The sequence below is a fragment of the Parabacteroides sp. HGS0025 genome, from assembly GCF_000969845.1.
Classification (GTDB): Bacteria; Bacteroidota; Bacteroidia; order Bacteroidales; family Tannerellaceae; genus Parabacteroides; species Parabacteroides gordonii.
In genome coordinates this window covers 719,853-734,396 of record NZ_KQ033902.1, presented here as the reverse complement: position 1 = coordinate 734,396, position 14,544 = coordinate 719,853, and the positions used below count along the sequence as shown (strand labels likewise).

Here is a 14,544-nt window from a genome sequence, read left to right as displayed (position 1 = left end):
CAATGAAGACTATATATAATGTAAAAACACTGTGCGTCGTTGCTCTGTTGGGAACAGCTGCCACAGTCAATGCACAGGAAGATACTTCGAAGAAACAGAATCTTGATCGGGAAATGACGCTCGAACGCGAATACGATCCGTCGGTTCAGGATGCCAGTAAAGTCAACACCTTGCCGGTCATCAAGGAACCGACAGTGAAGAAGATGCCGATCGACTATGCCGGCTTCACGGTTCCGGCCGATCCGGAAAAGGAGATCAGCCTGCTTCCTTCGGGTAATATCATGACGGATATCCTCTACAACAAACGCCGCGGTTATTTCAACTTCGGTGCCGGTACGTATCTGAATCTGAATGGCGACCTGGGATACCACATCCTCAGCACAGACAAGGATCAGTTGAATATCTGGTTCTCGCACCGCTCCACCAATGGAAAGGTGAAATACCTGCAATATGACGAAAAGGTGAAAGCGAAACTGAACGATAACCTGGGAGGTCTCAACTTCAAGCACAACTTCGATAAGCTGGCATTGACGATGGGGGTTAAATACGGGTATTCGGGATTTAATTATTACGGCTTCCCGATGTATTCAAATCCAAGTTCAAGCACTATCCCTGAACTGTTGAGTGACATTGAAACAAACCAGGTAGCTCAGACGATCAAAGCGAACGTAGGTGTCGAATCGAAAGAAGATGCCCCGGTAGGCTATCTGCTGGATTTAGGCTATACCAATTTCTCTTATAAATATGGGAGGGGAGAACCTTTCGATGGCCCGACAGAAGGAACATTCAATCTTAATTTCGGATTAAATGCCGGCTTCGGAGGCAATCAAAGAGTCGGATTGGACGGAAATTTCCAGTATTTCAACTACAGTTTACCGAATGAAATGAAGATACCAGACGGAGAAAAAGCTAGATATTCCTACTATTTTGACAATTTTGCAGCTGCCACTTTAAGTCCTTATTATAAGATAGAAGGCGAGAACTGGCATGTCAAACTGGGAGTAAACGCAATGTTCTACAGTGGAGAACATAAAGAGTTCATGGCATCCCCCAATATTTCGGCTGACGTGGAAGTAGCAGACAAAACTGTACTATACCTGAGTGCTAACGGCAAATTGAAGTCAAACAGCATGTATGACTTGTTCCAGGTAAACCGTTATACTTCTCCAATTTCCAGAATAACTCCTTCGCGTAACTGGTTGGACGGAATACTGGGGATCAGGAGCGGCGTAGCACCGGGGTTCTGGTTCGATGTTTTCGGAGGATATAAGATCACAAGTGACGATTATTTCTATGTTCCGGCATTTCATAATGTGGAGGATCATTTCGGAAACCTTTGTTACCCGTCAAACTTAATGGACTCCAAACAACTGTTTGTCGGAGCCAACCTGAAATACAGCTACCAGCAACTATTTGAAATCTCCTTAAAAGGGGTTTACAATAACTGGAATGTTGAATACTCTAAAGATCATTCAGAAGGTTTCCTCAACATAAACGAACCTGAAGCCTACGGAATGCCGGAAATGGAAATCACAGCCGGTGTAACTGTCCGTCCAATCAAGAACTTATCAGCATCGTTGGACTACTACCTGGCCACAGGACGTAAAACTCCGTTAGGTCTTGAAAAGATTAAGATGGACAACATCAACGAACTGAACCTGACCGGAGCATACAACCTCAACGACACCTTCGGCCTGTATCTGAAGCTGAACAACGTACTGTTCCAGAAATACGAACTTTATTACGGTTATCCGTTGCAGAAGTTCAGTGCGATGATCGGAGTGAATATTAATTTCTGATCCGACAGAAGAAACATAACATAGAAGGAGAATCCGATATCGGGTTCTCCTTTTTTATTCCTACTTTTGCACCCAAATAAGACAAACATGCAAGGAACAAAGAACCTGACACAAGGCCCCATCAAACGCCAACTATTCAACCTGGCATTACCTATCATGGGGACTTCTTTTATACAGATGGCTTACAGCATCACCGACATGGCCTGGGTGGGACGCCTGGGTAGTGAAGCCGTTGCCGCCATCGGTGCCGTAGGTATTCTGACCTGGATGACCAACTCGATCTCCTTACTGAATAAAGTAGGTTCGGAAGTGAGTGTAGGACAAAGTATCGGTGCCCGCAATGAAGAGGATGCGCGGAGTTATTCTTCCCACAACCTCACCATCGCCCTGCTCATTTCCATTTGCTGGGGGGTACTTCTTTTTGTGTTTGCCAATCCGATTATCGGGATATATAAACTGGAAGCTCCTATCGCAGCCAATGCGGTAGAGTATCTGCGGATCATTTCTACCGCCTTCCCTTTTATATTCTTGTCTGCCGCTTTCACGGGCATCCACAATGCTGCCGGATTAAGTAAAATCCCGTTCTATATCAGTGGAGCAGGACTTATTATGAACATGATACTCGACCCGGTATTTATCTTCGTATTTGACATGGGGACTGCCGGAGCGGCCTGGGCTACCTGGTTATCGCAGGCTACCGTATGCGCCCTGTTCGTCTACCAGCTGAAATGGAGAAGCAAATTACTGGGCGGCTTCACCTTCTTTGTCAGATTAAAGAAAAGTTATTCGAAAAGGATATTGCAATTAGGATTACCGGTTGCCATGCTGAATACGCTGTTTGCCATCATCAATATATTCATGGCCCGCACGGCATCTACCTACGGAGGACATATCGGGTTAATGACGCTCACCGCCGGAGGACAGATAGAAGCCATCGCGTGGAACACCTCTCAGGGATTCAGCACGGCATTGAGCGCATTTGTCGCCCAGAACTATGCCGCATCCGAGAAGAACAGGGTGTTGGAAGCTTATCACACGACGTTAAAGATGACTACCGTGTTCGGTATTCTCTGTACGTTATTGTTCGTATTCTATGGCAGCGAAGTATTCTCGTTGATCGTTCCCCAGAGAGAGGCCTATGAAGCCGGAGGTATTTTCCTGCGGATAGATGGTTATTCCATGTTGTTCATGATGCTGGAGATAACCATGCAAGGATTGTTCTACGGAACAGGACGGACGGTTCCACCTGCCATTATCAGCATAACATTCAACTCATTGCGTATCCCGATGGCGATCGCTTTATCGGCTATGGGATTAGGTATTGTCGGCGTCTGGTGGGCTATCAGTATTTCCAGCATGCTGAAAGGGGTTGTTTCATTTGTCTGGTTCAGGGCATTGCAAAAGAAAATATTGAAGTAGTGAATAGCTGCCGACCCATTCAGTAAAAGCTGCCGGCCTTTTTTACAAACACTGCTTCCTTTTCCCCCGTCTCAGTTTCCGGAAGATAAACCGTATGCCCAGCCATACCCCTGTCAGCGAAAGGGATGCGCCGCCCAAACAAAGCGTCCACATGGCGATCGTCCATAAGGTATGCCTTTCTACCAGCCAACGGATGTTCAGATAATGGAAAGCGCTGAAAAGCCATTTCTTTACCTTACGGTTGGTGTTAAGGTATTTATGGTTTCCGGTGGCCGGGTCGATATAATAAACGCTGCGGTCGTTGTTGTCGATCTCCACTTTGTAGACAGGCAGCGGACGGGTGTTGTCGATAGAAAGGTAATACTCGTCATACTGATCGATCATGGAGATATGGAAAGGGGTATCTTCACCATGCATCTTTTTGATGGCACGGGCGATTGTTTCTTCCGGCAGGAATAAATCCTTTACTTCCGGAGAAGAAGCATCGATCATCAGGGTACGGTTACCGGCAATGATCTCATAGACAGGAAGGTCGCTGTAATAAGTCCACTCCACCTGCTTCAGGTCGGGATAGGCCTCTTTGAGCTGTCTGTAATCCAGCTTATATCGATCCACGGGGAAAGACTTTCCACGAAGTTTCTCCGGGTTGACGCTGTAATCTCCTTCGATAGGAATGATCCAGCGGGGGATCCGTTGCAAAGAGAGGGCACCGCTCAAGCCCCAGGTAACGATGAGTACACCCAGGATCAACCCTAATGCATAATGCCAGCGATACCAACGTTTACGATAGGGATTATCGAACGTTCTCCGCTGTTTATATCTTCTGTAAAGAATAGATACACCGACGTACAAACCTGTCAGGCCGGCCAGCATGGCAATGATCCCGGCTACAGTCAGCGTATTTGTCCAGGCGTCGGTATTCTGACGCAGGAAAGGAATATAAAAAGTATGAGGGATATATCCTACCCAGGCCCAGAAGCGCTGCGTAGAACTGGTAAACTGAAGCACTTCCCCGGAACGGGCAGCTATATAGAGTTGGTGCTTCTCTTTGTCATCAAAATAAAACTTATAAATCGGCATTTCCCGTTCATAACGGCTATACATGATCCACTGTTCCCGCCGATGCAGCGTATCTATTTTCAGTATAGGTGCATTCACCCAGTCCTGGGCTACCTGACGGATATAATCGAATGTAACCGGTTTAACGGGTTGTAAGGTATCGGTACAGAAAGTATACGTACTATCTTTTGTCGCCACAGAGAACAAGGTCTGTCCCTGAAACCGGCGGACATTTATTTTACGGATCTTCCCTTTATCCGGAATTTGCTCCAGATAACTATTTATATCAGGTAATGAAGAAGGGAGCGTCTCCATTTTTTCATATTGAACTGCTTTATCCACCCGGGGAAAACTGTGATAGACCAACACCAACCCGGAAACAAACCACATCAGGAAAAACAACGCGATAACAGCTCCTGTTATCCGATGTAAACTCCACAAAAAACGAGCACCCTTCTTCATTATAATTACCTGTTAATCTACTTATTCTGCGTCTGCGTTATCCATTAACGTAATACGGTCGAATCCGTAACCTTCTGCGATTGTCAGACCTTTTTCCATTGTACCATTCTTAATATCATAGATGTAGATACATGGATTTGATGTTTCCGGATTTACGCCGATATAAGCAACGTCGCCATCCACAAGAGAACGCTGTGAGAAGTTACCGCTGCTGAAAGGCAAATGCTTTCCTTCATACTGGAACTCTGTTCTTTCGTCGGTTGTCAAATCCAGCATAGCATAGTAGCAGTTGTAAGCAGCTCCCCATCCGGTAGCTCCGGTATAGTCGGGATCCATGATATAAAGAAGCGCTTTGCCTGTTGTCAGATAGCTGGAAGTGATAATCTTTCCTTTGTCGTAATTATGTCCGAGATAAGATTTGTCAAAGTCCAGATCCCCTTTCTTGATACGAAGCATGCGGCCGAATTGTTGAGTTGTACTCGGAGCACCCGGGATCACATTGTTACAAGCCAGATACAGGTTTTCGTTTTCATCGAAGAACATCTTATCCTGCAACAACTCGCCATAAGCTGTACCAGCCATCATTTCGGCACGGTCTTCCATTACTTCTTTTTCTACACTCATATCTTTGGCATTGATAAAGGCTGCGTAGAAGTTTTTGGTTTCTTTCTTATGCTGGAAGAAATAGATGATCTTATCGTCTGACTTTCTATACTTTGCCAGACCGGATGTACTGAATTTATCTCCTTCCGGAACTTCCAGACTCAATTCGCCTTCATCCAGTATCCTCATGTCTTCAGCATTCAATTTTGTCCAGATCACCTTATCAGCCGAACCGTTGGCAGCCATGATCACCAAAGTCTTATCATCTATCCAGGCATGTGTGTAACGACGATCTTTGAATGTGTTCTTAACAAACCTCTGTTCAAAAACAGTTATCAGCTTATTGCCTACAATCTGGTATTTTGAAAAACGGTCTGCAGAAACCGGAACCTGATAATAGTATTTCCCTTTGTAGATCGTTTCTTCCTTTATAGTTGCTGTAACATCCACTCCGTCATTCTTAAAGTCGATAGTAGGCTGTTCCTTCAATGAGTCCACGCTCTTTACCAAAATAGCATCGGTAGATCCCATACCACCTGTGGCACCTACCGTTACCCAAAGGTCAAAGTGGGTGGTAGAAGCTTCCGGTTCTTCGGGATCTTCCGGAGTTTCAGGTGTTTCAGGTGTTTCAGGTACTTCAGGAACTCCAGGCTTTTCGGGTTCGATCTCCGGATCATCACTCGAACAAGCATTAAAAGATAAACTAAATAATGTTGCAGTAAATGCGCAGGCAAATAATTGAAACTTTTTCATCTCATATATAATTTAATTAATGAATAATCTGAATTTACAGAAGAACGAACGTCCCGGCTTCTGAAGCATATAATTATCGTAGAGGGTATTATCAAAGAGGTTATTACATTCCAATGATATATTATACCGCTCTTTATTCCATGAATACGAAAGAACTGCGCTATGCAGATGTTGTGTCGGAATTTTCGATTTACTTTCTAATACGCCGTAACCTTCCCAGGTCAGGAAGAACCAATGGACATACTGATAGTTATATCCTACACGGATCTTACTATTCTTTTGGAACAGGTCGCGAAGGATAAAATTCAGCTCGGCGTTACTGAACAGCCAAGGGCGGTTCGGCACTTTATTATCATAAGAGATAGACGGTTTTCCGTCTGCCCTGTACTTTTGTTTATCGCGGGCATCCTGATAGCTGCAATTGACAATTGCCTGCAGGTAATCTTTCCAGTTATAACGCACTTCACCTTCAACACCCTTTATGTCTACACTGGAAACATTTTCATACTGCATCATACCTTCCGACTCTGAGACTACCGCATGGATATAATCGTTCACATCCCGGTAAAATGCATTGGCTTCATAATACAAGAGATGTCCGGGAGCCAAGCGTACGCTTCCATAAGTTCCCAGATTGACATTATTACTACTTTCCGGATTCAACTTCACATTCGGATAAATAGTTGTCCCGTTACCGAGTAACTCCCTGGCTAACGGCAGACGGACACTATGTTCAAATGAAGCTTTCAACGCCAACTCTTCCCAAAAAGAATAACGGGTACCGACACCGTAACCAACATTGTTCTTAGTCGAGGAAGAAGCTTCGCGGGAACCGGTGATCCAGTACAGGTCTTGCTGTTGAATATTCAGATGGTTGATATAGTCTTTTACGAAAAAGGTATTATCCATCTTTCCGTTGAAGAATGACTGGTTGTAAGACAAGCCCAGGATATGTTTGGCCAACACATCATTCGATGGTTCGAACTCGGTATCGATCTCATCATACCGGTCATTTCCTGTACGGCTCAACAGATAATTCAGGTTAAAAGAATGGTTCCTGTTCAGCTGGTAATCCAGGTTTGTACGGACAATGGTCAACGGACGCTTATAATGACGGAGCGAACGGTCGCGGCCGGTTATTTCATTTCGTGAACTTTCTATATAATCGCCATCCCAGTCATATTTACGGAAGGCGGTATCGACCGTCAGCGAATGATCCCAGGTATGGGAAAGGGATGCATTCAGCTTGAGGTTATTTACCAGAAAGTTATGTTTGAGGTAACGGGCAGAGAGGTTCCAGGCATCGACCTGCCGTTCCGCCATACCGTACACCTTACTCTGGATCGAGCCGGTCTGCAATTCTTTATCCACTTTGGTATAAGAGCCGGAGATAAAGAAAGCATCGGCCCATGACTTATTGACGAAGCCGACTTCCAGTTGTCCCAGTAAGGAGAAATAGTCGTCATGGAAGCGTCGGCGATTGGCTGAAATATACTTACGGTTGGCTTCATCCCATACTTCAACCCCTTTCATCATATAATCATTCTTCGAGTAATTGACCCCGATTGTCGGCTTGATGATCAAAGAGGTCTTTGGTTCGACGAATTGTGCATTCAGGTCTACTTTATGCGTATGGAAAGAACCGATACCATACGAAACATCCAGATAGTTTTTCTTATCCTGGTTGGTGATAATATTGATAGCGCCCCCCAGCGCATCAGCTCCCAAGTTGGCAGGGACAACGCCTTTATAAATTTCAATCCGGTCAATGATATTGACCGGCAAGTTCGCTAGCGAAACACCACTCCCCTTTGCATCCAACGGCATCCCGTCGATGAAGTAACGGACAGAGTTACCGGACATTCCGTTGATAGACAGGTCGAAATCGGAACCTACCCCGCCTTCTTCCCGGATCTTGATACCGGTCGTCCGGTTGACCATTTCGTTGATATTTTTCAAAGAATTGACCTGCGGTTTAATATCCAACGCATTTACGGCAAAAGCTCCTTCTTTGACTTGTTGGGTTTTGGTTTTACCATATACTTCTACGGAGTTAAGGGTTACGGAATTTTCTTCCATAACAAAATCCATCGTCCTGTTTTTACGGATATCGATTGTGGTCTTTATTGTATTATATCCCAGCAGAGTTACGATAAGCGTCTGTTTACCGGGAGTTACCGCCAGTGAATAACGTCCCTGGTCGTTGGTATAAGTACCGGCTGTCGTATTTTCGATAGCCACAGTGACCAACGGAAGCGGTGTACCGTCTTTTTCCTTCACTTCACCTGACAAAATAACCTTATTCTGTGCAGCCAGGGACACAGGAAACAAACAAATCAATAATAAAAGCACGTGCATGAAACCTCTCATTCCATCAAATTCATTAATTGTTTTACTGATGCTTCCGATGAAAGATAATAACGCACATGGATAGACAGAACTACCTGGATAAAAAGGTAAAGTCCTTACTTACATGTTTATCAGCCTTATTCCTCGAAAGCTTTAAACTAATCATTCTGGCAGGTCTTCTGACTTACTCCATCTTTGGGCGTCCTTCCCATTCATTGCGAACAGTGGATTGAGTTGTACCCAAAGACTTTGGCGGAGCTTACAGCAGCGGGTCTGTTCAGGATTCGCACCTGATTCCCTTTTCATCACTTTTCCGTAGATATGGAATTGCGACACCAAAATCGGTCACAAAGGTACAGATTATTTTGAAACAATAGTGGATTTTTTATAATTGATCGAATATTTGTATAAATGGAACAAACTATTCTTTACTTTTGTCAGCAGAATATAATTACATAACAAACCTAAAAAATATGAGCAATTCATTCAAGCCGGCAACCCTCTGTGTGCAAGGTGGCTGGCAGCCGAAAAAGGGAGAACCGCGCGTACTCCCTATCTATCAGAGTACTACATTCAAGTATGAAACCAGCGAACAGATGGCTAAATTGTTCGACCTGGAAGAAAGCGGTTACTTCTATACCCGCCTGCAAAACCCGACAAATGATGCCGTAGCATCCAAGATCGCCGCGTTGGAAGGTGGTGTTGCAGCGATGTTGACTTCTTCGGGACAGGCTGCAAACTTCTTCGCTTGTTTCAATATCTGTGAAGCTGGCGACCATATTGTAAGTGCAACCGGTATCTACGGAGGTACTTATAACTTACTGTCCGTTACATTGAAGAAACTGGGTATCGAATGTACTTTCATCGATCAGGATGCCAGCGAAGAAGAGATCGGCAAGGCTTTCCGTCCGAATACAAAGTTATTGTTTGGCGAAACGATTTCCAATCCGGGCGTAATGGTGCTGGATATTGAAAAATTTGCCCGTATCGCCCATACGCACGGCGTTCCTCTGGTTGTCGACAACACGTTTGCCACTCCGATCAACTGCCGCCCGTTTGAATGGGGTGCCGATATCGTAACGCATTCTACTACAAAATATATGGACGGACATGCTACTGCTGTCGGTGGTTGTATCGTCGACAGCGGCAACTTCGATTGGGAAGCACATGCCGACAAATACCCGGGTCTTTGCCAACCGGACGAATCTTATCATGGCCTGACTTACACAAAGACTTTCGGTAAAATGGCGTATATCACCAAGGCTACCAGCCAGTTGATGCGTGACCTGGGTTCTATCCAGTCTCCGCAAAATGCGTTCCTGCTGAACCTGGGACTGGAAACGTTACACCTGCGCATGCCGCAGCATTGTAAGAATGCGTTGGCTGTAGCTAAATGGCTTCAGAACTGCGACAAGGTTGCCTGGGTCAATTATCCAGATCTGGAAGGTAATAAGTATTACGAACTGACAAAGAAGTATCTACCGAACGGTTCTTGTGGTGTACTGTCATTCGGCCTGAAAGGTGGACGCGAGGTTGCCATCAAGTTCATGGATAGCCTAAAGCTGGCCGCTATCGTTACTCACGTAGCAGATGCACGTACTTGTGTACTTCACCCGGCAAGTCATACACACCGCCAGCTGACTGACGAGCAGTTGATGGAAGCGGGTATCGCTCCCGACCTGATCCGTTTCTCTGTCGGTATCGAAAGTGCGGACGATATCATTGCGGATATCGAACAGGCGTTGAAGCAGTAAAAAATAAACAGATAAAGCAGGAGCCGTCTTCTATGGAAGGCGACTTTTCTATTAAACATAATAAACTCCGTTTCCAGGAGCTCTTTAAAAACAAAACCCCGATGGTACTGAATACCACCGGGGTTGTTTTTTGTCCATTTTCTCCCTTCACAGGGATACTCACGGATGAACTTTATTTTATTTTTATTACTAAAATTCAGCCTCCAATCTGTTCACCTTCACAGGCTACTCACCCTTCCCCGAAGGGAAGAGTAGAGAAGCTATTTTCTATTTAATTATTCTTTTATCCTTATTTTACAATTGCTTTAACAGCAGCTTCACCTTCAACAGCAACTACAGCAACACCAGCAGGAGCAGCGATTGTAGCATCGTCAGAAGAAAGGATTGTGTTAGCGATTGTCTGACCAAGGATATTGCTAATAGCAACAGTCTTGCCTGCAGCGCCCTTGATAGTAATAACACCATTACCTGCTACGATAGATACTTCTGAAGTAGAGATACCTTCATTTGCAGTCGGAGTTTCTGTTGTCGGTTCAATATTAAAGATTTCTGCATCTGTAATTGCTTCTTTATATCCACCAGGATAATTTGCAATTACAGGAACACCATTCTGAATCTTAACCCAACCAGCACGTTCCGGAGTCGGAATTTTGTGGTTACCTTCTGATTCGATCAAGAAGTCGCAATCTTTCTTATCGTCAACCAAACGGAATGCGAATACCGCATTTTTAATACCATTCTTATGAGCAGAATGCATTGCTTTTACTTTTGCATTTGCATAGTCTGCATCTGCATCATATAAGGTGTTATGTAAGTTATCACCCAGGAAGATAGAGTCAGAAGCAACAACCTTCTTCATATCCATATCTTTACCGCCACGTAAAATAACCAAAGTATCACCAACATGCTTAGCCCAAACGAAGTTCAAACGTTTGTAGTTTGTATTCCAAACATAATCTTTACCATTAACAGCTGTAGCAATTGAGTCTGAAGAGTTGATCAAATAGCGACCGATTGTAAACGGAGACTGTTTGATTGCGTGAGGACAACCTTCCGGATGTTCTTTCAGATATTCATCAGAGTTATGATACGGATCATAAGGACAATAGTTTTCACCATCATTGTGAGTAACATCAACAGCAATCATATACTGAGGCATGTTTGTGTTATTGCGTACATAAGCAGTATCAATGAACAATGCTGATTTTGCATTATCACCCTTACCTTCAAGGCCTAAGAAGTTAATACCTTTATCTTTTGAATATTTGCTATAAGCATCTTCATACAGATATTCTTTAGCAGTGCTATTAACTGTGTAGATCTTAGCTCTTGCAGTATCAAGATCTGCGAAGTTATCATCAGGATTAGAAACACCCAGTCTTCTATACAGAGGTGACAAATCTTCGTTCAATGCAAATGTTGACAGACGAACTTCATCACAAGTTCCTTCCATTGTAAATTTGCCAGAAACATCACGAACACCTACACGATACTGGTCATCAGCTGTATAAACACGTTCACCCTTAGCATTCACAATGGCTTTATTAGCTTCCTGCAATACATAGTAGCATGTTGTATCACCTGCTTCACTTACCAACTGATTATTTTCTTTCAGGAAGAATACTACAGCATCTTTCTTATCTACATTAGAAACAGCATAAGTCATTTCATTCAGCTGATCTCTAACAACATATTTCAAGTCATTAGTCAATTTAGAACCGTCAAATACCTGCATTACATAAGCATTCTTATATAATTGAGGAGCATTTGCCTTAACACTAGGATAACCGAATTCGATATTTGCATAGTTTTCCGGAGCCGGAACTAATTTGATATATGTCTTCTGATCTTTGAAGTCAACAAATACAGTAGTATCTCTTTCTGTTGAACTAACATTTACATAGTTACCTAATTTAATACCAGAGAAATAATCGAAGTTGAATACTTTGTTATCCAAATCTTCTTTAGACATCTGGAAGTAACCCAAATATTTATTAGTATTTACACCAGAAACCGGTCTAACTTTGGATACCAAAGAGAAAGATACTGTATCGATAGCAGCATTTGTATTCAATACATCTGCATCACTAGAATACAAAGCAAAGAACTTATCGCCAGCCTGATAAAGTTGAACACCTTTTGCATTATATTCAGGATATTCACGGTTTACGATATTGATAGTCTGTTCACCAGAAATACCTTCATTCTGTTCAACAACCCACTGTGCACGAGGCATATGACCAAAGTCCTGAGCTGCACCAAACAACTGAGAAACTTCTTCGCTTACCCATTCCTGTCCATCTTCACCACAATATTTGATAACATTAAACTTACCGTTCAATTGTTTTCTACTAATATCATTTGTGAACAAATTCATGAAATAAACACCTGAAGGCAGAGTTGTCTTCACATATTCAGATGAACCGTTGATGCTGATACGAGTATTAATTGTGTTAGTCGGGTTCATCAAACGATCGTATTCTGAATTACCGATTGTTAATTCGCGGTGTGAGCTATTACCTAAAACCTGAATCTTAACAAGGTTACGTTCTTTAGAATTATTGCCTATAGTTTTTCCAGGAATCACTGTTTCTGGCAAGCTAAGGTCTTTCCAAACAGAAGTAGCCACTTCACCATCAGCCAAAGTTGCAAAACCAGCAGAACGAATAACGATAGAGTCCTGATACGGATGATATACAAACTGGAAGTTGAAACGACCATTGATATCTTCACGAGTCCAAGAAATAGGACTGATTGATTCACCGTTAGACTTAGCTGTCAGGTCTTTAAATGTTTTATCATCAGAAATCTTCAGATATTTATCACCAGCGTCAGATGTCATGTAAGCTGTATCGACCATGATATACTTACCAGCGTCAGTCTTCAAAGATACCCAACCCTGAGCATCCCATTTACCACGTACACCTTCTTTTTCTGCATTAGCAGCTTCCAGTTTTGCATCAAGAGCTAAACCTGTTACATATGCTGTAAGTTGAGCCGTATTCTTATTTGAAACAGCAGTTATAACATCTGTTACTTTTGCCAAACTTCCACTATTTTTCACATTCGGCATTTCACTCTTTATGAATGCAATCACTGCAGTTTTTACTGCTGCTAAAACTTTATCATCATTAGTAGAAAGAGCTTCCACTCCAGCCAAACCGTTTTCATAGCTAGTTATAAAAGCGCCATTTACTGAAGCCAAGAAAGTGTTAATTTTTGCAACATTTGCATCAGATGCACCCAACTGAGCTTTTACAGCATTTGCAAAAGTAGCCTGATGTTGAGCAACTTCATACGCATTCAAATCTTTATATAGTTGATTGTATTTCAACAATGCATCTTCCATTGCATCTGCATTCTCTCCTGCACTCTTAGCATCATCGTATTCAGGTAAATCCCATTTAAAGTTTCTAAACGGATAACCTACAGCAGACTCAGCTTTCAAGTTCTGAGTTAAGACATTTGCAAATTCGTTGTTGTTTACGTCTGGAGTAAATGTCAGTTTCAATTTGCCATTTGTAGAACCAGTCCACAACATTGAGTTCAAATCATTAACTTGCAGAACAACAGCCTTAGGAGCAACAGGAACAACCTTTACTTCTGCTAAACTTGTCGGCTTATTATTAAGTGCATACTTAACAGCTGTAATACCACTTGTTGTACCTTTTGCCAATGTCATTACAGAGTCTTTTTTTGCACCAAATGCAGTCCAAAGAGTAGCGGCATGAGTCGGTCTGAAACCACCTACAGGATCCGGAGCATCTACCCATTTCCAATCAGCAACGCCACCAGCAATGACATTTGTTGCATTAGCAGGAACTGTTACAGAACCATTAGCAGCGGCTTTAATTACATCATTTGAGCTAAAAGACAAAACCTGATTTGTACCAAGATTAATGTAGCTATATCTGTAACCATCTACCAGATTTCCTAAAACACGGATAGTCCACAGAGTATAACGCAAATCTTCCTGATTCGCAGCATCAACAATTTTCAAAGAGTAAGTACCATTCCCGTTAGGAATCATGGCTAAAACACCATTAGCATCTGCACTAAAGTCTGTAGTACTAGCAGCAACGGGAGTTGAAAGACCTAATTGGAAATAACCTTTACCAAGAATTGATTTAGCGTAACCAGCTTGGAAAGCAGTTGTTGCATCTGTAACAGAAACAGCTGTATAAGGTCCCGGATAAGCGGTAAACCCTGCAGTAACTGCTGCATTTGCATTTCCAACACCTGCAGCCAACAGAACGCTGGCTACCAAAGTAGAAAACTTTTTGTTCATAATCAAAAATTTAATATTAATACTAAGTAATTTAAAGTTCTATCTTATTTTAAAATAC

General features: G+C 42.9%; 7 protein-coding genes and 1 riboswitch. Of the genes, 3 read left to right on the top strand and 4 right to left on the bottom strand.

Annotation, left to right across the window (positions count from 1 at the left end):
- Positions 1-2 precede the first annotated feature (2 nt).
- Both HMPREF1212_RS02570 and HMPREF1212_RS02565 read left to right on the top strand, forming a co-directional pair.
- Positions 3-1,799, top strand: a complete 1,797-nt coding sequence (locus HMPREF1212_RS02570; protein WP_046148325.1) for a TonB-dependent receptor — start codon at positions 3-5, stop codon at positions 1,797-1,799.
- 87 nt (positions 1,800-1,886) lie between these two features.
- Positions 1,887-3,218, top strand: coding sequence for an MATE family efflux transporter (locus HMPREF1212_RS02565; RefSeq protein WP_046148324.1), 1,332 nt, complete (start codon positions 1,887-1,889; stop codon positions 3,216-3,218).
- 42 nt (positions 3,219-3,260) lie between these two features.
- On the opposite strand, the gene HMPREF1212_RS02560 is transcribed toward HMPREF1212_RS02565, so the two are convergent.
- From HMPREF1212_RS02560 to HMPREF1212_RS02550, 3 genes are read right to left on the bottom strand one after another with little or no spacing between them, the layout of a single operon-like run.
- Complete coding sequence (locus tag HMPREF1212_RS02560) at positions 3,261-4,739, bottom strand: PepSY domain-containing protein (protein ID WP_046148323.1); 1,479 nt, start codon at positions 4,737-4,739, stop codon at positions 3,261-3,263.
- Positions 4,740-4,760: 21 nt separating this feature from the next.
- Positions 4,761-6,095: a hypothetical protein gene (locus HMPREF1212_RS02555; protein ID WP_046148322.1), complete on the bottom strand. Its 1,335-nt coding sequence runs from the start codon at positions 6,093-6,095 to the stop codon at positions 4,761-4,763.
- A 12-nt stretch (positions 6,096-6,107) separates the two neighbouring features.
- The gene (locus tag HMPREF1212_RS02550; protein WP_046148321.1) at positions 6,108-8,465 is read right to left on the bottom strand and encodes a TonB-dependent receptor; all 2,358 of its coding nucleotides are present in this window, start codon (positions 8,463-8,465) and stop codon (positions 6,108-6,110) included.
- 130 nt (positions 8,466-8,595) lie between these two features.
- Positions 8,596-8,799, bottom strand: a riboswitch (cobalamin riboswitch).
- A gap of 118 nt (positions 8,800-8,917) precedes the next feature.
- On the opposite strand from HMPREF1212_RS02550, the gene HMPREF1212_RS02545 reads away from it, so the two are divergent.
- Positions 8,918-10,198 (top strand): O-acetylhomoserine aminocarboxypropyltransferase/cysteine synthase family protein, encoded by a 1,281-nt coding sequence (locus HMPREF1212_RS02545; RefSeq protein WP_046148320.1) that lies wholly within the window; start codon positions 8,918-8,920, stop codon positions 10,196-10,198.
- 289 nt (positions 10,199-10,487) lie between these two features.
- Here HMPREF1212_RS02545 and HMPREF1212_RS02535 read toward each other — a convergent pair whose 3' ends face one another.
- Positions 10,488-14,486, bottom strand: a complete 3,999-nt coding sequence (locus tag HMPREF1212_RS02535; protein ID WP_046148318.1) for a DUF6383 domain-containing protein — start codon at positions 14,484-14,486, stop codon at positions 10,488-10,490.
- Between the last annotated feature and the right edge of the window lie 58 nt (positions 14,487-14,544).

Excerpts from the sequence above, each read along its gene's own strand:
- HMPREF1212_RS02570 (WP_046148325.1), top strand. The coding sequence starts at position 3 with ATGAAGACTATATATAATGTAAAAACACTGTGCGTCGTTGCTCTGTTG.
- HMPREF1212_RS02565 (WP_046148324.1), top strand. The coding sequence starts at position 1,887 with ATGCAAGGAACAAAGAACCTGACACAAGGCCCCATCAAACGCCAACTA.
- HMPREF1212_RS02560 (WP_046148323.1), bottom strand. The coding sequence starts at position 4,739 with ATGAAGAAGGGTGCTCGTTTTTTGTGGAGTTTACATCGGATAACAGGA.
- HMPREF1212_RS02555 (WP_046148322.1), bottom strand. The coding sequence starts at position 6,095 with ATGAAAAAGTTTCAATTATTTGCCTGCGCATTTACTGCAACATTATTT.
- HMPREF1212_RS02550 (WP_046148321.1), bottom strand. The coding sequence starts at position 8,465 with ATGAGAGGTTTCATGCACGTGCTTTTATTATTGATTTGTTTGTTTCCT.
- HMPREF1212_RS02545 (WP_046148320.1), top strand. The coding sequence starts at position 8,918 with ATGAGCAATTCATTCAAGCCGGCAACCCTCTGTGTGCAAGGTGGCTGG.
- HMPREF1212_RS02535 (WP_046148318.1), bottom strand. The coding sequence starts at position 14,486 with ATGAACAAAAAGTTTTCTACTTTGGTAGCCAGCGTTCTGTTGGCTGCA.